Consider the following 23,348-nt stretch of genomic DNA (forward strand, 5'->3'; position numbering starts at 1 on the left):
ATCCATCAATTAAGAAGGATCAAGGAGTGAACAACGTGAAAGAACGAATTTTAGTGGTAGAGGACGAAAGTCAAATTGCCAAAATCTTAAAACTTGAATTAGAGTTTGAGGGCTACGAGGTGGTTACTGCTCACACCGGACGACTAGGTTTAACACTAGCCCTTGAAGGCTCGTTTCAGTTAATTCTTTTGGATTTAATGCTACCAGAACTAAATGGTATGGAAGTATTGCGGAAGATCAGAAAAGAAAATCATCTATTGCCGGTTATTTTGCTTACAGCTCGAAATATGACAATGGATAAAGTAGCAGGTCTAGACCTTGGAGCGAACGATTATATTACAAAACCATTTGAAATGGAGGAAGTCCTCGCGAGAGTAAGATCTGCTTTAAGGCTAGCAGCTTATTCAAAGAAAATGGCAACAAACGATCAGGAGAAGCTTTCTATACAAGATGTCATGATCAATCTGCAAACACGTGAAGTAGAACGTGGTGGGAATTCTATTTTCTTAACGCCAAAAGAATTTGATTTGCTTGTCTATTTATTGATGAATAAAAATCGCATTGTAACTCGTGATGATATTATTTATCACGTTTGGGGCTATGAATATGAGGGAGAAACAAATGTGATTGATGTGTACATCAGACATCTAAGAAAAAAGCTTAATGATGATTTTTCAGATTCTCAAATCATTCAAACCGTACGAGGAGTTGGCTATATTATAAGGGAGTCATGACAGAATGAAAATTACAACAAAAATAAATGTAATCACCACCGCCTGGCTTCTATTAATCCTTATTGCCATTAATTCCATCGTCTTTTTATCATTTATGACCATCACGTTTAATTTGGTTCAAAATGAAGTGCAACAAAAATCCTCTGACATCATAAAAGTAATGAAGAAAAATGATGAACAAGGTTCACTAAATGATAAATTGCTGCCCTACTTAGCCAGTCATGGATTTCTTCGAATTATTGATGATCAGGGTCATGTTCAAACTCAAGTTTCTAACGATCAATATTTGCTTAAAAAAATTGATCCGGAATTTTTACGAAAAGAAAAAACAACGAAACGAATTATTCGTCCACATGGTGGAGAAGAACAAATTATTATTTATCAGCACCCTATTAGTAACAGTGGAAAAGTAACAGGAACGCTTGAAATTGCAGAGCGAGTTCCAGGATTAGAATTAGGAAAAGACGTGCTGCTTGGTATTCTCTCCTTCTGTACGCTACTCGGAGCTGTTCTATCCCTTTTAGGTGGGAAATGGCTATCAAATATTATCATTCGTCCCATCTCAAACATTATTGGATCGATGGAGGAAATTGAACAAAGCGGAGTACCAAAAAAGATTGTGATTCAACGTGAGACAAAAGACGAGTTGAATAAGCTGGCCGTCACGTTTAATCGGATGATCGATCGATTAGATGTAACTCTTGAGCAGCAAAAACAATTTATTTCAGATGCTTCTCATGAATTGAAAACCCCGTTGACCGTGATTAAAAGCTATGCTGATTTGTTGCGAAGACGCGGAATTCAAAATGTGGACATGACGTTAGAAGCCATTGAATCCATTCATTCAGAGGCAACAAGAATACAAAAGATGACGGAGCGCTTTTTAGATTTAGCTAAAACCGAAGTGGATGAAGATCTCGATTTCAAGCTCATTCCCTTAACTGAATTTTGTCAAAGAATCATACAACAACTAGAAGTGGCCTATAGTAGAAAACTAAAGTTCCACACAGAAAATAACAAAATAGCCGTTTTGGCGGATGAATTAAAGTTAAAACAAGTCATTATCATTATCGTTGATAATGCCCTCAAGTACAGTAAAGAACAGGTAGAAATTTTTGTGGAAGAAAACGAACGTCATGTTATCATTCGCGTAGTAGATTATGGCATTGGGATTCCAGCAGACGACATCGACTCCATTTTTGAGCGCTTTTATCGGGTTGATAAAGCTAGAAGTCGAGAAACTGGAGGAATGGGTCTAGGGTTACCTATTGCGAAAAATATTATGAAGCAACATCATGGTGAAATTAAGCTACGTAGTAAGGAAGGACAAGGAACGGAAGTAGCCCTTCTTTTACCAAAAGAATCAAAAGCAACATAAACTGTTAGGAAAAAACACTGGAGCATGAAAAACGTGCTCCAGTGTTTTTTATTATTAATGGTTTTTTAATTTAGCGTTAAGCAGTCCTTCATCTCTGTCTCGTAACATAGAGATAAATCATGAAAGCCTCCCTTTTTATAAACCGATCATATAGCTAAGATACTGGGAGCATTTAAAAAACTGGACGAATAAAACAAAATTTTATATACACGATGAATCATTTCAACGGTGGAAGCTTTAACAAGAGAGGACGGAATGACGAATGAAATTTGCATATCGAGAAAAAGTTCTATTACTATCAGCATCTATAGGAGATGGTCATAATCAAGTAGCAAGAGCCATGAGCGAATCGATCAAAGACTATCTTCCACGCTTAGAGCCAGTCACTGTTGATTTAACGACACTTATTCATCCTGCATTTTCGAAAATCAGCACATTCATGTATAAACAAAGCATTAAAAAATTACCTCAACTATACGGTTATTTGTACCGAAAAACACGCATTCAAAGTGCATTTTCTACGAAACTACATTCTTTTTTTATCATGGGAAGCCATTCAATATTAGAATTAATCCAGTCGATAAAGCCCGTAGCCATTATTAGCACCCATCCATTCGCTGCGGGGATGATTTCGAAATTAAAAGAGGAAGGGGCTGTAGGAATTCCAGCCATCACGATTATAACCGATTATGGAGATCACTCTTACTGGGTTCATCCGTGTACTGATCAATATATTGTTGCCACACAACAATTGAAAAGAAAGCTTATTGATATAGGCATTGAAGCATATAAAATTCAAGCAACTGGAATTCCGTTAAAACGAGGGTTTTCAAAACGTGTCTCAAAACAAGGCGTATCCGGAAAATATGGCTTATCGCCTCACAAATTCACACTTCTTGTGATGGGTGGAGGAGATGGATTTTTCCCAAAAGAGGCGTTTCAGCAATTAGAAACCCTCTCTACTCCTATTCAATTAATGATCGTTTGTGGAAAAAATGATAAATTAAAGGACTCTTTGCAACGAGCATTTGCCTATTCTAAGCACGATGTTAGGATTATGGGCTATATGGATAACATCCATGAGCTCATGGCTATTTCTAATCTTGTCATGACTAAGCCTGGAGGAGTTACGATGTCAGAAGCCATTGCAATGGGAGCACCATTACTCGTTTCCTCTCCCCTTCCAGGACAAGAACAAGATAATTCTTTGTTTATTGAACAATCAGGAATTGGACTACTAGCCAACAATTCAACAGAAATCATAGACCAACTCAAAAAAGTTTTGCTTAACCCACAGATCTTAACGACTATTCAGCAAAACATGATAAAACACCAAACAAAGTTTGCAGCAATGGATACGATAAAAGTGACTGTGCAACTCATGAAGCATGCGAAAACAGAAAAAATCGGATAAAACAAGGATCATTATCCAAAAGGTTTTGTTATTGTCCTACCATCAGTCTACTTTTAAAAGCTTAAATAGTTACTATTAAACGATCATGTAGGTGAACGAACTGCGATGAAAATGAGCGTAAAAAAAGAATCTCAAGAACCTTACAGTTCAATCACTTTTATTTTTCCTCCAATCACGTTAGAATCATTTTAAACAAATCGATTTTGCGTTAAGGAGGAATAAAATTGAGTACTAAACAACTTGCAACATTCGCAGGAGGCTGCTTCTGGTGTATGGTAAAACCATTTGACGAGCTTCCTGGTATTCATGGCATCGTATCTGGTTATACAGGTGGAGAGGTTCAAAACCCATCCTACGAACAAATAAAAACGGGCGATACTGGACATCGTGAGTCCGTTCAAATTACGTACGATCCAGCGCTCTTTTCATATCAACAGTTGCTCGATCTATACTGGCCACAAATTGACCCAACTGACGACGGAGGACAGTTCATTGACCGGGGCAGTCAGTACAGAACAGCTATCTTCTATCATACAGAAGAACAAAAAGAACTAGCTGAGAAGTCTCTAAAGGTTTTAGAAGAAAGCGGTCGATTCAAAGACCCAATCGTAACGGAGATTTTGCCGGCGAGCGAGTTTTATGAAGCCGAAGAACGTCACCAAGATTTTTATAAGAAAAATCCTGAAGCGTATAAAGAAGAACGTGAAACATCAGGTCGCGATACGTTCATTGGTAAAAACTGGAAGTAAAGGATTCGTAAGGAAGAGAATGATGATTCTCTTCCTTATATTTCTTTTAAGCGATGGCTGATGCTATAGTTTGATTTATTTAGAAGGTTATCAGGTGATAGATAATGGGGAGGTTTACAAATGATGCAAAAATATACTTGTCCTTGCTGCGGTTATAGAACATTGTCGGAAGAAGAAAATGGTAGTGATGAAATTTGTAAAATGTGTTTTTGGCAAGACGATTACGTGATGAATGAAGATCCAGACTATTGGGGCGGAGCCAACGGCGTATGCCTAAGACAAGCCCAAAGAAATTTCATTACTATTGGTGCTAGTGAACCCGAATATTTAAAAAACGTAAAGAACAGCGGTTACGAGAAAGATCCCTTATGGAAACCTGTATGGGAGAATGAAAAGAAGCGCAGTAAAAACGAAGTTACCGAAGTGAAAATAGAAGGAACCATTTCAGTGAAAGATTTTTCAAGCCCTTTATCTATAAATGAATTTTTGGATGAGTTTACGAGCTTTCTTGACCGTAAAGGGTGGTCCTTTGCGGGTGATATTAGAGACAGAAGTCTTGATGACGACCGGGACTAAATTACATATCAAGAACATGTAAGCAAAAGAGGGATTTCATTTCGCCCTCTTTTTTTCCGCTGTGCTGTTTCTGAAAATATCAGCTTTCTCCATCATGTTACCTAGAAAGACGAGATATGAGTAAAAAACATATTCTAACCGAAGTAATATTTTTTTGTAATCTTTATGATGAACAGCTGCTCTTATGTTCCTCAGCGGAATTTCAACTTGGGTTGTTCATTTTCCGGGATATCTCTATGATAATAATTCATTTCTTTGACATCCCCACCACTCAAAATATGAAAAGTAATAATAAAAATAATTGAGGGCGCTGCTTCCATAACTCATAGGTAACTCATCGTGGAATTCTCCACAGCATCTACAAATATAACCTTTTTCACTCATACAGTTGCTCCTCACTCATTTGCCGCTTTAATAGCGCTTCTTGCCTTATGTAACTAGAGTTGAATGCTTCAATTGTCAATCTTATCATTATTAAGGCCACTCTCTTTTAACCGTAGGACTCCACGTATAGCAAAGTGTTTTAATTTCCCCTCTCCATCTGCTCTTAATTTAACTGGAAACAGTAAAGGAAAGTTAGGATCTTTTTGAAGAACGGATTCGGGAAGTGCGATCGTATCTTCAGAAACATCCGCTAGGAAAATGTTCCACATTCCGTGCTCGTTTTTGTATCCAATCGCTTCAATATATTGAAATAGCACAATGAACAAAACATAAAAAAGCAACGGTTGGCCGATGCTTTTTTTGTTTGTGTATTATGGTTTTCTAAAAGAAAAATTCTCTTTTTAATACGCCCTCTTCTTATCTTGATATTCAATTAAGAGAGATTCTTCCTCAAACATATGAATAACAGACTCTATTGGAATGGTAAGAGGAACCAAAAACTTATAGACTTCCCCAGTAGTTAAGGTGACAACCACTTTTCCGTTATCATTCCAAGCTGTATGGAAGGACGATCGGTATCTAATCTTAATTTGCTCTATACGATTAAAAGGAATAGTAAAGCTATGTTTTCTTTGAAGGACCGCGGTTTTATCTAGTTGCATTTGCTGATCAAGTTTTTCTTCCTTCTTTAAACGTATTTTCTTCCACTCTTTCCCGAAAAGAAGTGAAAAAACAATGTCACCAAATATCGGTAACGTATTATCAATCGAACCTTCAGCGAAGAATTGCCCACCAAGCTTAATAAAAGCAAACTCTCCATTTAACTTATACATTTTATAATATTTATCAACCCCTACTGGACTAGGTTTAATAAAATGAACTTTCTGTTCCATGCTCTGTTCTCCGTTCTATCTGATGTGATATTATTACTCATAGATTCCTTTTTTCCTAATGTTGCTTTGACAGGTAATAAAAGGGCTTAAATTAACTTTATAACTATATCAATAAAATTGAAACTAAAGTCAAAAAAACCTATTTTACCATTAATTACTTAAAAACGTTAGAAATAGATGCATGAACGAGCCGTTTTACTATGATGTTACAGGAAACGAAACCTCTAAAAATATAATAAAAAAGTGTAAAGTATCTAGCTTATGCCATTGTAGATGGAGATATGACAAGATTCTTCGAAAGAATTGTGGGTGAAAAAGCTACTAAACAAATCACACTTAGAATCATAAATACCTCTTTACTATTAGATATTCAGTAAAATACTCGCTAAAGAAATTTTATATGTATTACTTTAAGTATAATGAAGGAGCGGTATTAATTTGGATATATATTTTATGATTTATTTGAGCTTTTTATTTGTTTCTTGGATAATATGGCTTATTTTATATATAAAAATTAAAAAGAGTCAGAGAAACGTGAAGAACCGTATTGCTATAGTGAGTGCGATTCAAGGAGCTTTATCGGGTTTGGTGTTATCTGTCGTAGCACAAGCAAAAATAGTAATTGCTATGCCTGTTATCTTATTGTTTACATTTATGGGATATACAACGATTACGTCCTCTTATCGAATTCGTAAAGAGCTTGGAAAAAAGGATATTTAACAGGTAGCGTGAAGAACCGAAACGATTTTTCTAAGGTTGTCCCCCTTTCCCCATACTAAAATGACGAAAAAAACAAAACTGTAAAAGGAGCAACAAGATGGTTCTAGTTTTATGTAAAGTATTCATTCTTTTAATGGGCATAGTGGCCCTGATTTTAGGAATTAGGTATAATAAAAAAGGACATAGCCCTGACATAGGAAAAGGTGTTGGTCCAGCAATGGGAGATGGCATTTTAGACACCATTATCATAAACGTTTTTCTTCTTGTCATGAATAAAACGCCTTGGTATGTATGGAAGGTTTTCTTTATATTAGTCGGACTTGGTTTAAGTTTTTTAGGATTTATTGAACTAGCCTAAGGGTTTCTAAGAGTTGACCTAGCGATTTGATACTAAGAACAAACTCTTAATCAATAGACATGCACTGCTCGAGTCTAAGCAAACAACGCACTTTTTCAAAAGAATATATATTTAAAAAGGACAGTCACTTATTTTTTAGGCGGCTGTCCTTTTTAGATTAAAACAATGGCTTCTTTTCAACTGTCTTACAAATTGAAAAGGTAGCCTAGTGCTAATTAAAAATGCTGTGAATCCTCTATCATCATGGTTGGGAAGAAAATTCACTTTCGTTCCAAATGTTCATCTATTCTTCCGCCATCGATACTCTCAAATACTTTTTCCTCTTTATTATATTTATATTTTGCAGCTGGACCTCCAACCATAATTAAAGCGCCAGTGGAACTTCTTTCGAGAAATAATATATACTTTTCTCCTACTTCCATTAGGGGATGAACGTTATATGAGGCATCTTTATTCCCGTCCTGGAGAAGCTCAATTTCTGTCCCCTCTTCACCGTCACCTTTATATACTTTGGAAAGATGAAACTTGTATTTAGTGAATGGTGCATGTTGTTTTTCATAACTATCAAGGATTTTCGTCGGAGTTCCTACTACAATTAACGTCGCCTTCTCTTTCAATTCTTCTAATGTATAGGACGGAAAGATTCCTGTGATTTCCCTTTTGGGTGCGGCTTCACTCTCATGAGTAATTTCTTTTTATTCATCTTCATCCCCCTTTTGTAAAAGCTGATCTCATACATAGACGGAACATGAAGCAAAAACGTTACACGTACTACAAAATATTATTTTCACATCCCCTAATTAATGGATAGTATATGCAAGAGAAAAATTTAAAGAGGAATGTTGCATGAATGCTCCAATACTGAAACAGCAGCAGTATGAATTTCTGCAAGATCGATCCACGTGGCTAATAGCTATCAAATTTAAAAAACTCATGTAATAGTTTTTATTTGCCCGCAAGAAAAAACCTCTAAGATCTCTCCTAAAGGCTTTCCATACATATTTTGTTTTACAACTACGAGTGAATAGCTAGAGCGTGGGAAAGGCTAGACCTTATCTCAACCCCTTCAAACCCAAATCCAAGCTGTGTAGCATCTTGTGCAAATTCTGCTCTCATTCCACAAAGTACAGTTTCAATTCCGATGATTCGTAGTGCAGCAATTAATTTATCAAGATGATGACATACTAAGCCGCTAACGATAATTGTTCCTGATAAGTCGATATAAAGTTTTTTGATTTTCATCATGGTACATTGTTCTAACGTAGCTTCTAAAATAATTTGCGCTCTTTCTTCATCTACTGTTCCGATCAACGGTAATAGGGAAATGTCACACTCTTTTAGACTAATAACAGGCGCGCTGAGTTCATTAATAAGCTCACGCTGTGCTTTCAATCGAACCTGAGAGGCCTCATGAGCTTCTTCAGCAATTGTACAAATGACGTCATCAAACATTCTTGTAATTATATGAAACCAAATTTTCTCCAAAGTTGCAGTTACATCTTGGTGTTGAGAAGTATATGTATCAAGTAGGGAAAAATAAAGTTCTCGGTTTTTCATAAACTCCTGAATGATGAGGTGAAGAGGTGTATTATGATATGTAGGATCTTGAACCATTTTTCTAATCCAAAGTTGAAAATTAACTTTAAAGTCGCGTTCGCTTCGCACAAAAATTTCACAAAAATGAAGATGAAACTCATAATTGTGATGCTTCAGCTGTTCCACTACGCTGGGATTATGAGAAGAATAAATACCATTCCTTCTTTCTTTGCTTAACGAAGCATACCATGCCTCTGTTAAGTTTGGAATATTGTCCATTAGAAAAGCGTATAAATCCTGATTTCTATGCATAGCGCCTCCGAAAATAGTTGATAGTAGCTCGTTGTCACTTTCTCATCATTTAGGGAAAAAGGGTTTAAACCAAAGTGTTGTAATCAAGTGGAAGACATGCCATAGTTGAAGGCTTATTTTCTATGTAGAAGATGGATTCTAGAAAACGACAAGTAAAGTGCTTGATTATGTAGCGATGTTTATCTCAGTTTTTGCCCTTCAAATTAATTTTTTCTTACACATCACCTATTAGATTGCACTCGTAAGTGTATATAAATTAGATAGTATGATCTTATTTTCTGAAATAACGTATGGGTGGGATTTCAATAATGCATCCTTAAGGACGTCCGTCACTCTCTCTTCATCATACGCGCAGACTAAATACAACCCACCTTCATTTACCAATTTATCTGCATCACTTTCAAACTCTTCTAAGATAGGTACAACCCCTTCTTGTTGACCCCATTCTACATGAGCCCATATCTGAAACGACAAATTATTTTTATAAAAAGGATCTAAATGTTTAGAAAGGCGATCGAAAATGACAGGTGGTTGAAAACTACCGCTTGAACAATAATAATCAAAATTATTAATGGTATGGATGTATGTAAGCTGTTCGTTCGTGAGAATTCCTTCTAATTTTTTGAAAAGCAAAGGGATTAATTTCTCACTTTCAATTACTAAAGTATGTCTCTCTTCTTCGACTCCCGAAACAATGTAGGAGACAAGATTATTTAAGTAGCTTTCACGTTCTTTAATATTATAATAGATATGAATACTGTCGTTATCTTTGATTAATTGCGAAAATTGTTTTTTCAAATGTGAATGCTCCTTTATTGAAGGTCAACCCAAATGCTACTACACGTGGGTTCCTTGTGGCTTAGACCAATTCTACGCTTTAAATGATTACCTGTCAAAAACAGGCTTGGTAATTTAATCACTTTTTAAATGCTAGACTATAGCAACAAGTCTCTAAAAATAAGTTCATTATAATACTTTCAGTCCTTTAAGAATTAAAGCTTTTTTAAGTGAGTGGACAAGCGTATAGTTAATCTATGGGTCATTTTGAGATAAAAATAGGTAAAAGAAATGGATAAAATAAAATGTTAATGTATTATGTACTACTAATGGTTGGTTTTTTATCACTAATCGTAACGATCATTCGATTCATTGCAATGCATCGTAATAAGGGTTATACCCTATTAAATGTAGGTAAAACCCTAATAGCTTTAGTAATCGGTGTTTTTTGTTTGGTAATGACTCTTCCTAGCCTAAAATATATTGTCCTGAAGGAATATGACACTGTCAGTGGAAAATGTGTCATCGACATTGATTCCGCAGGTCGTTCTTCGGAAGCTGACTTTGCAATGACTGATACGGATGAAGATTTTATCTTCAGAAATATTTCTAACCTTGATGCTTATGGCAAGTCAATTCCTTATTATTGCCAAGTAACCGTTACAAAGGACCATCAGTTTGAAATTAGCTATAAAATATATGATGCTAAGACACGAAAATTAGTATCATCAGGTAAGTAGATGATTACCAGCAAGGAAAAACACCTTACTCTTTTTACTTAAAGACAGTCCTCAATTCAAATTATAATCATGGAAATGAAAAAGACCTATGCTATATATAGCATAGGTCTTTTTCATTTATTTCACATTAAGAAAGTTTTAATTCTTCTCCGTTAAACATGCGAGCAGAAAGTGGTCCAGCTAAGAATTCTTTTGCTTTCCCAACGAATGCTTGGAAGTGTGCGCTTGTGTTATGGCTTTGAACAGCGTCCATGTCTTTCCAAATTTCGATCATTGTGAAATGATTTGGGTTTTCTACATCACGTTTAAGCGTGTAGTCTACGTTTCCTTCTTCTTGTTTTGATGCAGCGATCAGCGTGCGAATTTCAACTAAAAAGTCTTCTACCTTTGCAGGGTTTACTTGTAGTTCAGCGTGTGTAATAATCATGTTCATTCTCCTCTTTTTCGTATTGGTTTATTTCCACTCTGTAATTTCAGCGATTGGTAGACGTACAGATGGATATCCTTCGTCCACTGCTTTTCCGATTGAAAGCAACATAACTGGATAGTAGCGTTCTTTGTCCATTCCATATGCTTCTGCAATTTGATCTTTTTCATACCCACCAATTGGGTTTGTGTCATATCCATGGTGACGAGCAGCAAGCATTAGTTGCATAGAGACAAGACCACCGTCAATTAAATTCATTTCGCGCATTGCTTGATCTGGTAATTGACTTAGTAATCCTTTGATTCCAGGAATTTGTCTATCTCTTACTTCAGCCGGCATATATCCTTTTTCAACGGCCTCATTGTAAATACGCTCTGTATAATCAAGGCTGTTCATGTCAACGAAAACAGCGATCACTGCAGATGATGTTTCAACTTGCGTTTGATTGAACTTCGCAAGTGGTGCAAGTGTTGCTTTTCCTTCTTCGCTATCAATAACGAGGAAGCGCCATGGTTGAAGGTTAACAGAAGATGGTGCAAGCGTTGCTTCTGTTAAAATCTCCGTCATTTCTTCTTTGCTGATTTTTACACTTTTATCGTAATTTCGAATGGAACGACGACCTGTAATAATGTCTTTAAAATCATTGTTTCTCGTGCTGTTCATATTCATTTCCCCTCTTCTTCAATACTGTATTTTATTGACGTTGTCTTGAATTCGAGAAAGAGTGACAGACAATCCTTTCAAATCTTGTTCAGTAAGTCCATCAAGAACTCTATCGATGAATTGCTCTTTTTCTTTTTTAAAGGATTCGATCTGCTCTCTTCCCTCTTTTGTTAAACGAACAAATGTAAAACGATTATCCGCAGGGTTTTTTCTGCGCGCCACCATTCCTTTAGCTTCAAGCTGCTTTAAATGTCTTGTGACGGCTGCTCCATCTATACAAACCTCTTTTTGTAGCTGGGTTTGACTGATTTCATCCACATCAAATAATTTATGAAGAAGTTCCAAACGCGACTGGCTAATTCCGGTACAGCGCTCAAACTTTGGACTCATCAATTTATAAATATCATTCAGCTGATAAATGATCTTTCCTTGTTCTGAACAATAGCTAGGCAAAACACCACTCCTCTATATAATTGATATATCAATTAATATACTATAAGGAAGAGCTATTGTCAAAATGTAACACAAAATAAATGACCCGTCAATTAATGTTATTAACCTTTATTTATAAGGTATAATCATGATATTAAATCAATATAATTGATATGTCAATCATTTTAGTTTTCGTTTTCGTAAAAATAAATGACCCATCAATTATATAATTAATTCACAGGGTTTTCACCCAACAAAATACGCGCATGATTTATAGTGGGAAATGAACGAAGCTGTTTCTTTATTAAGAGATGATGAACCTTACCTTATTATTCATGGGTTATGACTCCTACATATGATAAAATTATCTTATTAGTTAGATGAATGATGTCAAGATATGTCATCGTCACTCACAGGAGGTTGAAGAAATGAATTTGGTCACCCACTATTTAGATGGATTAAGAGCCGCATTGCCAGCTGACGAACTTGAAGAACTTCAAAAAGCGCACGGTGCGACGAAGGAGGATTTGGAACAATTAAGATCAACGTATCCGAACTGTCCAGAATCACTGCTCACTTTACTCCAACAGATTGATGGCACCTTTTGGAGAACGTACGGGGAAAGTAAAATTGCGGTGTGTGTGCTTGGGTCAGATGTCGAAGATGGTAGATACCCATACTACTTACTGTCCACACAGCAGATGATAGAAAGTTCAAAGGAAGAACAAGACGTCTCTTATCTTTTAGAAGACGAGGATGCTGTTGATCCGAAGATAAATCAAGAAGGATTACTCCCTGGAACATACATTCATTTTTCAGACTGCATGAATAACGGTGGAACCTCAAGCCTCTATATTGACTTTAATCCTTCTGATAAGGGCGTGTCTGGGCAAATCGTGCGCTTTCTCCACGATCTAGACGAATATGAAGTGATTGCTACAGGCTTTGATGGATACTTGCAGAATATCATTGATCGCGGCTTTATTTTTCTAGAGGAAGAAGAGTAGCAGAACACGTGGACTTTTAGACTAACCGCTCCCTCCCCTATTTAACAAAGGGCTTGATTGATAGCACATAAGCGTTTGTGCTATCAATCAAGCCTACATCAGCAAATTTTTTCCTATCTCACTTTTGACATATAAAGATTATAAAGGCTTTGGCACTCTTTCATACAGCTCAAATATGTACTTCGAACGTCTTGATCCTTAGCTAACCGTAAATAACTTTCCGCTTCTAATATTGAGCGAAGTGGCTTTGTATCATAATAGTGCTCCATGCTTTTCTCTCGTTTTAAAAGCTTTTCGTATCCTTTTAAAATGGTTACGTAAGTTTTATCCACCAAACGAAACTGACACTTTAACGATTCTTGCGTATAGAAACAGGATATTTCATTCGCTAGCCATTTTGCGAGATACCTGTGATTTGTATCAAAATACAAATGAGTACCTTGAGAAAAGTATTGACTTTGACCGCCTCTCTCCTTTTTAAGGATGCTAAACCGATGTCAGGTCATTACTTTCTCATAATGGGATGATAGCGCATAACCTGTTGTTGAAAATATAGTCGGATTCAAGTTTAATAAATGGTTGATAATTGAAACAGACAAATCGGTTTCCGTGCAATGAGTGATCGATGCCCAGCAAATATAATTATGATCTACTCTGCCTACGATACAAAGCTCTTGATCTGGCCCAACGTAAATGTCAAAATGCATCTCGCTAGGAAGCAAATACCTAGGGTTTTGGCTGATTGTATCATTCACTAAATTGTATTTCCGTACATCCATGTATTTAATTGCTCCTTCCGTTAATTGATGGTTCATTTCCGATATACTCGATTGAATAGATATGTGTTTTTGCTAAATCAAGTACTTCACGGATAAATTCCTGCGGTGTTTCTTGAAAACCATTTCGTATCCAATTTTGAAGAAGCCCATAAAATCCATAAGCTGTATAGCGTTTAAAATATTCCATATTGACGGGTATATGATTAATCGTTTCAAAAACAAATTGCTCTTTATATATTTTCACAATTGTTTGCGGAAACTGTATATGCAATCCTGGCAACGTATCGTCCTGATTAATGAGCTCAAAAAAATGGCGATTTTTATAAATGTAGAAGACGATGTCAAGAGAGAGCTCATTGAGATTGGCTGTGTACTTTTTACGTCCCCTCTCATATGGCATTCCTAATGATTTTTCTAGACCTTGCAGCATAGCGGTCAACAAATCTTTGGCAAGCTCCATTTTGTCGGGATAATGAACGTAAAAGGTACTACGATTGTAAGCAGCGGAATCAACGATATTCTTCACCGTCACATTATGATACCCCTTCTCTTTTATGAGTTTAATCAGCGCTTGTTTTAAGTGTTCTTTCGTTCGATGTTGGCGCTTTGATTCTTCACTTTTTTCACTGTGCATAAAAAAACCTCCCTAAAAATAGACACATTCTCTTTGAGTGTCTATCTAGTAGACACTTGCTGAACTATTAATGATTGTTAAATATAAGCTGAGGAGTAAAATTAAATTGTGAACAAAAACGCACATGTATACAACTAATCTAGCATTTTTGTTCATAATATGATAGCTGATTCATCATGCTGGGAGGATTAGAAATGGGGAAATTACAAGATAAAGTAGCCGTTATAACTGGAGGAGCTTCTGGTATTGGAGCAGAAACAGCACGTTTATTTGTTTCTGAGGGTGCCAAAGTCGTTTTGGTGGACTTAAACGAAGAAAAAGGAAAAGCTTTTGAAGAAGAATTGAAAGCGATCACACCGCATGTTCTCTTCATAAAAGCTGACATTACGAGTGAAGAAGAAGTTGAAAATATCTTTGCACAAGCTGTTTCTACATTTGGGACAGTAGATGTCGTTTTCAATAATGCGGGAATCGGCCGTGTTCACCCTTCACATGACTTGGAATATTCAGAATGGCGCAAAACAGTAAATGTTGACTTAGACGGAGTCTTTTTAGTAGCACGTGAGTCCATCCGTAACATGTTACAAACAGGCGGCGGTACGATTGTTAATACGGCTTCTATGTATGGATGGGTAGGTTCACCTGGCTCAGCGGCTTATAATGCTGCAAAAGGTGGCGTTATTAACTTAACTCGTTCTCTTGCCCTTGAATATGCAGATCAAAATATTCGCATTAACGCTGTGTGCCCTGGTTTTATTGATACCCCTATTATACCGGAAGAGGACAAACAAGCATTAGCTTCTATTACACCTTTAAAACGCTTAGGTAAAGCAGAAGAAATGGCAAAAGCAGTTTTATTCATGTCATCTGATGACTCTTCGTTTATGACTGGTAGTAGCTTAACTTTAGACGGTGGATATACAGCTCAGTAAGTAATACATTTTGTAGATATTATTAAAGCCTGATATACGTATAGATCTTTAGTTAGAGAATACTCAACTAAAAATAATTTTATAAAAATCATTAGGGAGGAATTTTCAATGACGAACCGTTTTGATGGAAAAGTAGTTTTAATTACAGGTGCTGGATCTGGACTTGGACAAGCCTCTGCTTTACAAGTAGCGAAAGAAGGAGCAAAACTTTCACTCGTTGATTTGAATTCTTCTTCATTAGAAGAAACAAAAGCAAAAGTTCTAGAAGCTATTCCAAGCGCAGAAGTATTGCTGATTACGGCAAATGTAACGGACGAAAAAGCCGTTGAAAGTTTTGTTAATCAAACAGTAGAGACATTTGAGAAAATCGATGCTTTTTTCAACAATGCAGGAATTGAAGGAAAACAAAGCCTAACAGAAGAATATGGTACCGAAGAATTTCAAAAAGTAGTGGACGTGAACTTAAATGGTGTCTTTTTCGGTCTAAAACACGTATTAAAAGTGATGCACAAGCAAGGTTTTGGCTCAATCGTTAATGCTGCTTCAGTAGGTGGTATTCGTGGAATCGGAAGTCAATCTGGTTACGCAGCTAGTAAACATGGCGTAGTTGGGTTAACGCGAAACTCTGGTATTGAATATGGTCAATATGGAATTAGCATTAAAGCGATTGCCCCTGGTGCCATTATGACTCCAATGGTCGAAGGTTCACTAAAACAAATCGATCCTGAAAATTGGGAAGAAGCAGGAAAACAATTCGTTGAGACTAATCCAATGAAACGATTTGGAAAACCGGAAGAAGTAGGTTATTTAGTTGCCTTCCTTCTATCTGATCAAGCAAACTTTATTAATGCCACTGTTATTCCAATCGATGGCGGGCAATCTTATAAATATTAAAACACGAATAGGATCTCTTTATTTTTTGTCAAACACGTATCACTAGCACTATGCGGTGATACGTGTTTTTTATTCATCCCTATTTTTTCTGTATATGGCGCTTCTCCTCATTCATTTTAGAATGTTATCCCTCGTAACGTAACGGTCCCCTTTTCACCTTCTTTTTTCTCTATGTACGATAGAAAAAGACACTTATGTATTAAAAGGAATGTTTAATTTTAATCGTTTATAAGAGAGTATTTACCGTTCTTGTGTTTTCTTTTTTAATAAAAATTTCTTATTTTTTGATAAAAAATGATTAACAATTTTTCGTACGGGGTAGAAATAATTAACTAACTTAGAAGGAGGAAATTAAAAATGGGAATTATATGGACTTTAATCGTAGGTGGAATTATTGGATGGCTTGCTGGGCTAATCGTAGGACGTGACGTTCCTGGAGGTATTATCGGAAATATTATTGCTGGCTTTATTGGTTCTTGGTTAGGTGGACTTATTTTAGGAAGTTGGGGACCTGTAATCGGTAATTTTGCTATCATCCCTTCAATCATCGGAGCAATTATTTTAATCCTAATTGTTAGCTTTGTTTTAAGAAGAACAGGCCGACGAAACAGCCACGCATAAGAAGTGGATGGATTTTAATCATTAAGAGAACATAACAAACAAAGATATAATAGAAAACAAGCGACCTCAGTAAACTTATTTACATATGAGGTCGCTTTATTATGGCCTTTTTAATAAAAATCTTGGGGAAGGAAGAGCTTCTAGCTCACCTTCAAAATAAGCAATTTTATCGGGTATACATGAAATAATTGAGGGCATCCCCATCCCGACAGCATGTTCTAAGGCGGTCAATAACGGTAGTTTTTGGCCATCAATTTCTTCATTCCAGGAAATTACATAACAGGAGTTTCCGGCTCCATTTTGCTTTAATACCTTTGCTATTGCTTCGGGGTGGGAATTTGGCTTCGGAATATCTACCATACACTCAGTACGAAGAGTTGTTCCATAAGAATGACAAAGACGACTTAAAGCATCTTTGCATTTCTTAGCTGAAGACATTTCGAATAAAACCCTGTCTTGTAGCCTTTTGGTGAAAAATGTTTTTATAATTATTTTCTCTATTTCTTTATCCACTATAATCCCCCTTTGCTTAATTATTTTCCTTGCGATAATACAATAGTTTAAGGCTACCATAAGTTTTATCTGTAAGAAACAGACAGTTCTAAATTCCTTTAAACAAAAAAGAGAACCAACTTTTTTGTTGATTCTCTCCTTTGAGAACTACTTCTCTTCTTTCGGATATACGGTTTGATGATCCGCAACAATCGTAATTGCTCCGTCCCCTTCATGAACTTCTCCTTTTGAGGAGTAATACCACGTTTTGTTTTCATCGGTCACATGAAATAAGTTCAGTTCGTGGCGAAACTCTAGTAAATTGCTTTGTTCTTCTTCGGTTGCGCGGGAAGAAATGAGCCACTGTTCTCCACGAGGAGTAATCGAATAATCTTCTGTTTGCAGAAATAAGCGGCTGCCAATAGCATGTCGAATCATTAACATATGTTACTCCCCTCCTGGTAGGTCAATTAGTAAAAAGAAGCTGTCTTCTGATGCTTTAATATGAAGATTCTCCGTATCTGTTACTCTTGCAGCATCGCGGTTTTCTACTACAGTTTCTGCATTTAAGCGGAGCTCGCCTTCAATTGTAAACACATAGATTTTTCGACCTTTTGGTTGGTCAAACGTTAGCTCTTTGCCCGTTTCAAGTTTTGAAAGATATAGGATCACATCTTGATTAATTTTCGCTACGTTTGCAGATGGTGTATGCGAAATAATCGGTAGAAGCTGATTACGAAGCTGTTCTTGGTCATAAGAGACGTCTTCATACGAAGGCGTTAACTGACGTTTATTCGGTAAAAACCAAAGCTGTAAAAATTGCGTTTCTTCTGTCGAAGACGGGTTAAATTCAGAATGAAGCGCGCCCGTACCTGCGCTCATTACTTGAACATCCCCTACGTGCAACGTTCCTGAATTGCCAAGACTGTCCTCATGCTTTAACTGACCTTTTAAAACAATGGAAACAATTTCTGCTTCCCGATGAGGATGAATTCCAAATCCCTTGTCAGGCTGTACCGTGTCATCATTAAACACTCGAAGTGGACCAAACTGAATATTCTCTGAATCATAGTACGGACCAAATGAAAAGCTAAGGTGACTTTCTAGCCAATCCGTCTTAACCGTATGTCTTGCGTTTGCTTTATGTACTTGAATCAAATCCTCACCCCATTAAATGATTATTATCATGTATTCATTTATTTTTAATTCAAGATAATTGTATGATGAAGGAATTTTGTTTGTCAAGAAAAGTGCAGTAGCAAAACTGCACTTTTCGCCTTAAATATCTGCTAATCGCAGCAGTTCTCCCGTTACGGCATGAACGCCATAATCACAGTCAAGGAGTGATGCTAGAACATATTGCCCTTTCTCCTCATTAAAGATGTGGCAAGGCTTAAGCTCTATACGAGACAACAGTTTTTCTCTCGCTTCTGCCTTTGTGACAACAGCCTTTGGAGCTGCTGCAAACTCTTTAAATGGTGCCATCAGCACTTCATTATTTATATACGTCATGACTTTATTCGTTTCAGGATTTACAATCATCGTACATTTTGTTTTAAATACCGAATGTGGGTCATGGGAAGCGAGTGGATGAAGTATTCCGTGAATGTATCCATTGTGACGCTCTATACGTGCAAACTCCCACTTCCCAGAATCGTTTGGAAACTCTTGACGAAGGCAATCAGTCACAGCTGCTATACATAACTGCTTTTGCTCATCAGAAATCGGCAACAAATCCGGATGAGTCGCTTTTTGTTTCACCTCATCTAGTGAAATGTTGTCCTGAAAGAAGACGTTCCCTTGTTCAAATGGAACCTGAAGCGGTGTATCCCATGTTAACACTTGATGAACGTCCACGATCGTCCCATTGTGTTGAACGATATTATATGGGCGTAAAAACCGGTCTTCACCTACAATATATATTTCTTCTAGTCCATATACAAGAATATGTGCTTCTTCCTCCAAAGACGGAATGTGAATAAGGCGTATCTGCTGTTGAATAATGCCCATGCACTCTTCCTTTGTGAGCAAAGAGCGCTGACTGTGACTAGACGGTGAAGGGAAATCTCCATATTTTAAATAAGAAAGAAGACGGCCGTTCTCATCAAGGCGAACTTCAATTTCTCCAATGGGAGACAGAATTTTATCTAAATACGCCTGAAATCGATACGTTTGATCTTTTTCTTCCTTTAACTTAAAATGGGCTCCGTATGTTAAATCCGTTATTGTTTCAATTTGTGAAACCATTTCTTCAAACGACTGAAATTCCATCAGCGATGTGTAAGACGTATCCTCTACTGTTATGATACTAACGATCTCTCCGCTATGGATATTCACATCTACTACGACCGTCCCTGGCGGATTACATTCTTCTTCGCGATCAATGACATGCTCCGGAAACCATTCCATCGTAAGAAGATACGTCGTTTGTTTATCATTTGTAATGTGGCGGTTGATCGAATGTTGGAATAAGTGATAGTTATGTAGGTTAAGAGATTGTTTGGTTTCTGTTAAGATCTCTTGAATAATGCGTTTAATAGAGCGTTCCTCCTAGTATAGATTTTATTTTTGTAGCAGCATATTGAATTCCCTCATAGCCAATTCTACCATTTCCAAAGAATGGTGTAGAAAGAAAATAGAGATCTCTTCCACTAAACGACCATTTATACAAATAGTACTGTTCCGTTTTATACGTCCAACTCTTCACTTCTTCCATTTCATTTGCATATTTTTTCATACGCTCTGTAAGGCTTTGATCATAGGATACTAAAAGGCGAACACGAGGATTCTGAAGGAGCGTGTTTTTAATCAATTCAAACCGATGAAAGGACACTTCGCTATAATAACTTTGAATTGTTGGCCAAATTTCAGAATAAGGAGAGATATCAAGCTTTGACTGCTTTGGAAGAGGCATAAACTCCCCTAAAAAATGATTGCTATTCTTTCTGCCTAGCTTTTTCGATACAAACAGATAGTCATTAATTGCTTCTTTAGTTGGAGGGATTGATTCTAGCGTTAATAAAAAGGCAGCCATAAAACGCCATACCGTTGGACCCCTAAAATCCTGTAATGAAAGCCCATGTTGATTTTCCCAAATGTCGACAAAATCCATTTCTAATTGGAAGTGCGATCGTATTTCCAGGCTTTCAGACAGACTTTTTGTTTTGTTGCGCCAAACTTCTGCACCACCTTCTTCAATTCCCATAAACCAAATAGGTGCATTTAGATTGCCATAGCCGAGCCAATTATAAAGACATGGTTCTACTAAATTTCTCGTTACAGATGCTGACGTATTTAATTGTAGGTTTGCTTCTTCTCTAGGTTCCATCTCACGTTCCCCAGACATAGAGAAAATCGCGTCTTCAATTGCGACACGTAATTGTTCTTCTGAGAAATTCTTAATCGAAATCCAACCTCTTTCATCCACTTTATAGTCTCGTTTGGCAATTACTTCTGAATCCATATATAGACCTAGCAAATAGCCGTTTCCACTGGGATGTAGCTGAGTGGCAATTACCTTTGCGCGGCGTAAGCTATATGGATATACAAAGTTAGTACGGTTATTACTAATTTCTTTCTCCTTTAAAGACGTAAAGCTAGAAAAAATTGTTTTTTTTCGCTCAAAGCTTAGCATGAACCTTCCCCCCATCCTCTATATGAATATTTTACATAACATGGGTTTTGTTCATAAACCTTTTTTCTGATAAAGTTAGAAATTAAAGAATTTATAGAGGCTAAAATAGAGGTTATATAGGGACTTAAAAAATAAAAAGCCCTTGCATCTGCACAAGAGCGACAACTTTCTTATTCTTCAGTTTGAACTTGATCTACGTAGTGTTTAGCTGCGACAAGTCCAAAGCCCGTTTCTTCTCGAACAAATTTTATGACTTCTGGCATCGTTTTCCCACCTTGAAGCATCGTTTGGATTTGGGTTCGGAGGATGCTTTGTTGCTCGAGCGTCATTTGCTGCAACTGCCTTTGCTCAAGATCTTTAATTCGATTACGTAACGTCGCAATGTAAACAATGAGCGCTACAATAATAATTAGACCCGGAATTTCTAACATTCTTTATAATACCCCCTATAGTGATCTTATTGTAACGGTTCTCGTCTATCTATTCAAATAATATCTGAAAACCCGTCATTTATATGGGTTTTTAGTCCCTTTTTTCATTACGTAGTTATCCGATCTATTTAATAAGCTGTTTACTAATTCGCTAACTGCCTGTATCCTATTTTATTATAACTTTCAGATAATGATGTTATAATGGAAGACATGAAAATACAGAAGTCGCAACAACTTGTATTTTTATGATAAAGCATGGCATAACAAAGTATATGAACACTTGGATGAAGAAGATTAAACCAGATAGAGGAGGGGTATAAAAATACATAAAAGCTTAGAAATTGCTAATGATGTTATTCGAAAATAAAAAATAGTCTATTGGTCGCATCATAGCATGGATAGAGAGAGAGAGGGAATTGTAGATGCAGGAAGAAAATTTAGCAAGAGGCCTAAAAAATAGACACGTACAGCTGATTGCAATCGGCGGCGCGATTGGGACAGGATTGTTTCTTGGATCAGGAAAATCGATTAATTTAGCAGGGCCTTCGATTTTATTTGCTTACATAGTTACGGGTATTATTTGTTTTTTAATTATGCGTGCGCTTGGGGAGCTGCTTTTAAGTAACCTTGGGTATCACTCGTTTGTAGATTTCGTAAAAGAATACTTAGGAAACGGAGCGGCCTTTGTAACGGGTTGGACATACTGGTTTTGCTGGGTATGTATTGCGATGGCGGATTTGACTGCGGTCGGGAAGTATACGCAGTACTGGCTTCCAAACGTTCCACAATGGCTTCCAGGCTTGATTGCTCTTGTTGTATTACTAATTATGAACTTAGCAACGGTTAAATTGTTTGGAGAACTAGAGTTTTGGTTCGCGCTTGTTAAAATCATTGCGATTCTTGCATTAATCGTAGTTGGATTGTTCTTAATTTTCAAAGGTTTCTCTACGAGTGAAGGTGTATCAAGCTTCTCGAATCTTTGGAGTCATGGGGGCTGGTTCCCACACGGATCAAACGGGTTTATTCTATCGTTCCAAATGGTTGTCTTTGCATTCGTTGGAATTGAGATGGTAGGATTAACGGCTGGCGAAACGGAAGATCCAGAAAAAGTGATGCCAAAGGCGATTAACAACATACCGATTCGTATCTTAATTTTCTATATTGGGGCACTGCTTGTTATCATGAGCATTTATCCTTGGAATAAGGTAAGCCCAGTTGAAAGTCCTTTTGTACAAGTCTTTGCTGCGATGGGAATCGTATCAGCAGCAACAATTATCAACTTTGTTGTGTTAACATCTGCCGCTTCTGCGTGCAACAGTGCTATTTTTAGTACGAGCCGTATGATGTACTCGCTAGCGAAGGAAGACAATGCACCAAAACCGTTGACGAAGCTTACTCGTCGCCAAGTTCCTTCTAACGCGCTGTTTTTCTCAGCTGTTATTATTTTAGTCGGAATTGTTCTTAACTACGTAATGCCTGATGATGTATTTACACTCATCACAAGTATCTCAACGGTTTGCTTTATTTACATTTGGGGGATTTTGATTATTTGTCATTTAAAATATCGTAAAACAAGACCTGATCTAGTCAAGGTCAACAAATTTAAAATGCCGCTTTATCCTTTTACGAACTACCTAATCTTAGCATTTCTTGCATTTATCGTCGTCGTATTAGCGCTTGCAGCGGACACGCGAACTTCCCTATTTGTTACACCAGTCTGGTTCGTACTACTTGTAATTATCTATAAAATTCAAAGTAGAAAAAAGCAGATTGAACAAGCGTAAATAAAAAATCTCGGAGCACTTGGCTTCGAGATTTTTTTATTTGTTTC

29 protein-coding genes and 1 pseudogene are annotated in these 23,348 nt (G+C 36.8%); 13 read left to right on the plus strand and 17 right to left on the minus strand.

Features of this window, described 5'->3' with window-relative positions; genetic code table 11:
- Positions 1-35: 35 nt before the first annotated feature.
- From AMD01_RS04060 to AMD01_RS24640, 5 genes and pseudogenes are all read left to right on the plus strand, one after another.
- Complete coding sequence (locus AMD01_RS04060) at positions 36-734, plus strand: response regulator transcription factor (RefSeq protein ID WP_053400135.1); 699 nt, start codon at positions 36-38, stop codon at positions 732-734.
- 4 nt (positions 735-738) lie between these two features.
- Positions 739-2,112 carry a sensor histidine kinase gene (locus tag AMD01_RS04065; RefSeq protein ID WP_053400136.1) on the plus strand — a complete coding sequence of 458 codons (1,374 nt, stop codon included), beginning with the start codon at positions 739-741 and terminating at the stop codon, positions 2,110-2,112.
- Positions 2,113-2,374: 262 nt separating this feature from the next.
- On the plus strand, positions 2,375-3,526 hold the full coding sequence (locus AMD01_RS04070) for an MGDG synthase family glycosyltransferase (protein ID WP_053400137.1): 1,152 nt from the start codon (positions 2,375-2,377) through the stop codon (positions 3,524-3,526).
- Between the two features lie 224 nt (positions 3,527-3,750).
- Positions 3,751-4,275, plus strand: coding sequence for a peptide-methionine (S)-S-oxide reductase MsrA (gene msrA / locus AMD01_RS04075; RefSeq protein WP_425415111.1), 525 nt, complete (start codon positions 3,751-3,753; stop codon positions 4,273-4,275).
- A 123-nt stretch (positions 4,276-4,398) separates the two neighbouring features.
- A pseudogene (locus AMD01_RS24640) lies at positions 4,399-4,659 on the plus strand (CPCC family cysteine-rich protein); the annotation flags it as partial.
- A gap of 644 nt (positions 4,660-5,303) precedes the next feature.
- Here AMD01_RS24640 and AMD01_RS04085 read toward each other — a convergent pair.
- Together AMD01_RS04085 and AMD01_RS04090 are read right to left on the minus strand one after the other, a co-directional pair.
- The gene (locus AMD01_RS04085) at positions 5,304-5,561 is read right to left on the minus strand and encodes a hypothetical protein (protein ID WP_157052609.1); all 258 of its coding nucleotides are present in this window, start codon (positions 5,559-5,561) and stop codon (positions 5,304-5,306) included.
- Between the two features lie 75 nt (positions 5,562-5,636).
- Positions 5,637-6,128, minus strand: coding sequence for a hypothetical protein (locus AMD01_RS04090; RefSeq protein ID WP_053400140.1), 492 nt, complete (start codon positions 6,126-6,128; stop codon positions 5,637-5,639).
- A 534-nt stretch (positions 6,129-6,662) separates the two neighbouring features.
- On the opposite strand from AMD01_RS04090, the gene AMD01_RS04095 reads away from it, so the two are divergent.
- Both AMD01_RS04095 and AMD01_RS04100 read left to right on the plus strand, forming a co-directional pair.
- A complete protein-coding gene (locus AMD01_RS04095; protein ID WP_157052610.1) occupies positions 6,663-6,848 on the plus strand; it encodes a hypothetical protein in 186 nt (61 codons plus the stop codon).
- A gap of 97 nt (positions 6,849-6,945) precedes the next feature.
- Positions 6,946-7,206, plus strand: coding sequence for a hypothetical protein (locus tag AMD01_RS04100; RefSeq protein WP_053400142.1), 261 nt, complete (start codon positions 6,946-6,948; stop codon positions 7,204-7,206).
- Positions 7,207-7,466: 260 nt separating this feature from the next.
- Here the strand turns inward: AMD01_RS04100 and AMD01_RS04105 are convergent, their stop codons facing one another.
- From AMD01_RS04105 to AMD01_RS04115, 3 genes are all read right to left on the minus strand, one after another.
- Complete coding sequence (locus AMD01_RS04105) at positions 7,467-7,823, minus strand: hypothetical protein (RefSeq protein ID WP_053400143.1); 357 nt, start codon at positions 7,821-7,823, stop codon at positions 7,467-7,469.
- A gap of 397 nt (positions 7,824-8,220) precedes the next feature.
- Positions 8,221-9,054: an STAS domain-containing protein gene (locus tag AMD01_RS04110; protein WP_053400144.1), complete on the minus strand. Its 834-nt coding sequence runs from the start codon at positions 9,052-9,054 to the stop codon at positions 8,221-8,223.
- Between the two features lie 228 nt (positions 9,055-9,282).
- Positions 9,283-9,852 (minus strand): MEDS domain-containing protein, encoded by a 570-nt coding sequence (locus tag AMD01_RS04115; RefSeq protein ID WP_053400145.1) that lies wholly within the window; start codon positions 9,850-9,852, stop codon positions 9,283-9,285.
- 290 nt (positions 9,853-10,142) lie between these two features.
- Between AMD01_RS04115 and AMD01_RS04120 the strand changes: the two genes are divergently transcribed.
- Complete coding sequence (locus AMD01_RS04120; RefSeq protein ID WP_157052611.1) at positions 10,143-10,571, plus strand: hypothetical protein; 429 nt, start codon at positions 10,143-10,145, stop codon at positions 10,569-10,571.
- 127 nt (positions 10,572-10,698) lie between these two features.
- Here the strand turns inward: AMD01_RS04120 and AMD01_RS04125 are convergent, their stop codons facing one another.
- Genes AMD01_RS04125 through AMD01_RS04135 form a run of 3 tightly spaced genes read right to left on the minus strand, consistent with a single transcriptional unit; the run spans position 10,699 to position 12,114 of the window.
- Positions 10,699-10,998, minus strand: coding sequence for a putative quinol monooxygenase (locus AMD01_RS04125; protein ID WP_053400147.1), 300 nt, complete (start codon positions 10,996-10,998; stop codon positions 10,699-10,701).
- A 27-nt stretch (positions 10,999-11,025) separates the two neighbouring features.
- Complete coding sequence (locus tag AMD01_RS04130) at positions 11,026-11,661, minus strand: nitroreductase family protein (protein ID WP_053400148.1); 636 nt, start codon at positions 11,659-11,661, stop codon at positions 11,026-11,028.
- An 18-nt stretch (positions 11,662-11,679) separates the two neighbouring features.
- Positions 11,680-12,114: a MarR family winged helix-turn-helix transcriptional regulator gene (locus tag AMD01_RS04135; protein WP_053400149.1), complete on the minus strand. Its 435-nt coding sequence runs from the start codon at positions 12,112-12,114 to the stop codon at positions 11,680-11,682.
- Between the two features lie 407 nt (positions 12,115-12,521).
- Between AMD01_RS04135 and AMD01_RS04140 the strand changes: the two genes are divergently transcribed.
- A complete protein-coding gene (locus tag AMD01_RS04140; RefSeq protein WP_053400150.1) occupies positions 12,522-13,100 on the plus strand; it encodes an SMI1/KNR4 family protein in 579 nt (192 codons plus the stop codon).
- A 113-nt stretch (positions 13,101-13,213) separates the two neighbouring features.
- Here the strand turns inward: AMD01_RS04140 and AMD01_RS04145 are convergent, their stop codons facing one another.
- From AMD01_RS04145 to AMD01_RS04150, 3 genes are all read right to left on the minus strand, one after another.
- Positions 13,214-13,432, minus strand: a complete 219-nt coding sequence (locus AMD01_RS04145; RefSeq protein ID WP_157052612.1) for a hypothetical protein — start codon at positions 13,430-13,432, stop codon at positions 13,214-13,216.
- 165 nt (positions 13,433-13,597) lie between these two features.
- Positions 13,598-13,879, minus strand: a complete 282-nt coding sequence (locus AMD01_RS23900; RefSeq protein ID WP_157052613.1) for a hypothetical protein — start codon at positions 13,877-13,879, stop codon at positions 13,598-13,600.
- Positions 13,880-13,883: 4 nt separating this feature from the next.
- The gene (locus AMD01_RS04150) at positions 13,884-14,513 is read right to left on the minus strand and encodes a TetR/AcrR family transcriptional regulator (protein WP_053400152.1); all 630 of its coding nucleotides are present in this window, start codon (positions 14,511-14,513) and stop codon (positions 13,884-13,886) included.
- Positions 14,514-14,707: 194 nt separating this feature from the next.
- Here AMD01_RS04150 and AMD01_RS04155 point away from each other — a divergent pair, with 194 nt between their 5' ends.
- The 3 genes from AMD01_RS04155 to AMD01_RS04165 all read left to right on the plus strand — a co-directional run bounded on the left by AMD01_RS04155 (position 14,708) and on the right by AMD01_RS04165 (position 16,960).
- Positions 14,708-15,445 carry an SDR family NAD(P)-dependent oxidoreductase gene (locus AMD01_RS04155; RefSeq protein WP_053400153.1) on the plus strand — a complete coding sequence of 246 codons (738 nt, stop codon included), beginning with the start codon at positions 14,708-14,710 and terminating at the stop codon, positions 15,443-15,445.
- 108 nt (positions 15,446-15,553) lie between these two features.
- Positions 15,554-16,339: an SDR family oxidoreductase gene (locus tag AMD01_RS04160; RefSeq protein WP_053400154.1), complete on the plus strand. Its 786-nt coding sequence runs from the start codon at positions 15,554-15,556 to the stop codon at positions 16,337-16,339.
- Positions 16,340-16,696: 357 nt separating this feature from the next.
- Positions 16,697-16,960: a GlsB/YeaQ/YmgE family stress response membrane protein gene (locus AMD01_RS04165; RefSeq protein WP_053400155.1), complete on the plus strand. Its 264-nt coding sequence runs from the start codon at positions 16,697-16,699 to the stop codon at positions 16,958-16,960.
- 99 nt (positions 16,961-17,059) lie between these two features.
- Here AMD01_RS04165 and AMD01_RS04170 read toward each other — a convergent pair whose 3' ends face one another.
- The 6 genes from AMD01_RS04170 to AMD01_RS04195 all read right to left on the minus strand — a co-directional run bounded on the left by AMD01_RS04170 (position 17,060) and on the right by AMD01_RS04195 (position 21,517).
- Complete coding sequence (locus tag AMD01_RS04170) at positions 17,060-17,473, minus strand: hypothetical protein (protein WP_053400156.1); 414 nt, start codon at positions 17,471-17,473, stop codon at positions 17,060-17,062.
- Positions 17,474-17,620: 147 nt separating this feature from the next.
- Positions 17,621-17,896: a hypothetical protein gene (locus AMD01_RS04175; protein ID WP_053400157.1), complete on the minus strand. Its 276-nt coding sequence runs from the start codon at positions 17,894-17,896 to the stop codon at positions 17,621-17,623.
- A gap of 3 nt (positions 17,897-17,899) precedes the next feature.
- Positions 17,900-18,610 carry a pirin family protein gene (locus tag AMD01_RS04180; protein ID WP_053400158.1) on the minus strand — a complete coding sequence of 237 codons (711 nt, stop codon included), beginning with the start codon at positions 18,608-18,610 and terminating at the stop codon, positions 17,900-17,902.
- Positions 18,611-18,730: 120 nt separating this feature from the next.
- Positions 18,731-19,861 carry a hypothetical protein gene (locus AMD01_RS04185; RefSeq protein WP_053400159.1) on the minus strand — a complete coding sequence of 377 codons (1,131 nt, stop codon included), beginning with the start codon at positions 19,859-19,861 and terminating at the stop codon, positions 18,731-18,733.
- 124 nt (positions 19,862-19,985) lie between these two features.
- Entirely contained in the window at positions 19,986-21,086 is a 1,101-nt protein-coding gene (locus AMD01_RS04190) for a hypothetical protein (protein ID WP_053400160.1), read from the minus strand.
- A gap of 170 nt (positions 21,087-21,256) precedes the next feature.
- Complete coding sequence (locus AMD01_RS04195; protein WP_053400161.1) at positions 21,257-21,517, minus strand: hypothetical protein; 261 nt, start codon at positions 21,515-21,517, stop codon at positions 21,257-21,259.
- Positions 21,518-21,939: 422 nt separating this feature from the next.
- Here AMD01_RS04195 and AMD01_RS04200 point away from each other — a divergent pair, with 422 nt between their 5' ends.
- Positions 21,940-23,301: an amino acid permease gene (locus AMD01_RS04200; protein WP_053400162.1), complete on the plus strand. Its 1,362-nt coding sequence runs from the start codon at positions 21,940-21,942 to the stop codon at positions 23,299-23,301.
- Positions 23,302-23,348 lie beyond the last annotated feature (47 nt).

The sequence above is a fragment of the Priestia koreensis genome, from assembly GCF_001274935.1.
Lineage (GTDB): Bacteria > Bacillota > Bacilli > Bacillales > Bacillaceae_H > Bacillus_AG > Bacillus_AG koreensis.

Bases quoted from the DNA above. Each gene is read 5' to 3' on its own strand.
- AMD01_RS04155 (WP_053400153.1), top strand. From the start codon at position 14,708: ATGGGGAAATTACAAGATAAAGTAGCCGTTATAACTGGAGGAGCTTCT.
- AMD01_RS04165 (WP_053400155.1), top strand. From the start codon at position 16,697: ATGGGAATTATATGGACTTTAATCGTAGGTGGAATTATTGGATGGCTT.
- AMD01_RS04160 (WP_053400154.1), top strand. From the start codon at position 15,554: ATGACGAACCGTTTTGATGGAAAAGTAGTTTTAATTACAGGTGCTGGA.
- AMD01_RS04130 (WP_053400148.1), bottom strand. From the start codon at position 11,661: ATGAACAGCACGAGAAACAATGATTTTAAAGACATTATTACAGGTCGT.
- AMD01_RS04125 (WP_053400147.1), bottom strand. From the start codon at position 10,998: ATGATTATTACACACGCTGAACTACAAGTAAACCCTGCAAAGGTAGAA.
- AMD01_RS04100 (WP_053400142.1), top strand. From the start codon at position 6,946: ATGGTTCTAGTTTTATGTAAAGTATTCATTCTTTTAATGGGCATAGTG.
- AMD01_RS04065 (WP_053400136.1), top strand. From the start codon at position 739: ATGAAAATTACAACAAAAATAAATGTAATCACCACCGCCTGGCTTCTA.
- AMD01_RS04195 (WP_053400161.1), bottom strand. From the start codon at position 21,517: ATGTTAGAAATTCCGGGTCTAATTATTATTGTAGCGCTCATTGTTTAC.
- AMD01_RS04090 (WP_053400140.1), bottom strand. From the start codon at position 6,128: ATGGAACAGAAAGTTCATTTTATTAAACCTAGTCCAGTAGGGGTTGAT.
- AMD01_RS04185 (WP_053400159.1), bottom strand. From the start codon at position 19,861: ATGGAATGGTTTCCGGAGCATGTCATTGATCGCGAAGAAGAATGTAAT.
- AMD01_RS04190 (WP_053400160.1), bottom strand. From the start codon at position 21,086: ATGCTAAGCTTTGAGCGAAAAAAAACAATTTTTTCTAGCTTTACGTCT.
- AMD01_RS04140 (WP_053400150.1), top strand. From the start codon at position 12,522: ATGAATTTGGTCACCCACTATTTAGATGGATTAAGAGCCGCATTGCCA.
- AMD01_RS04120 (WP_157052611.1), top strand. From the start codon at position 10,143: ATGTATTATGTACTACTAATGGTTGGTTTTTTATCACTAATCGTAACG.
- AMD01_RS04175 (WP_053400157.1), bottom strand. From the start codon at position 17,896: ATGTTAATGATTCGACATGCTATTGGCAGCCGCTTATTTCTGCAAACA.
- AMD01_RS04200 (WP_053400162.1), top strand. From the start codon at position 21,940: ATGCAGGAAGAAAATTTAGCAAGAGGCCTAAAAAATAGACACGTACAG.
- AMD01_RS04110 (WP_053400144.1), bottom strand. From the start codon at position 9,054: ATGCATAGAAATCAGGATTTATACGCTTTTCTAATGGACAATATTCCA.
- AMD01_RS23900 (WP_157052613.1), bottom strand. From the start codon at position 13,879: ATGGATGTACGGAAATACAATTTAGTGAATGATACAATCAGCCAAAAC.
- AMD01_RS04070 (WP_053400137.1), top strand. From the start codon at position 2,375: ATGAAATTTGCATATCGAGAAAAAGTTCTATTACTATCAGCATCTATA.
- AMD01_RS04150 (WP_053400152.1), bottom strand. From the start codon at position 14,513: ATGCACAGTGAAAAAAGTGAAGAATCAAAGCGCCAACATCGAACGAAA.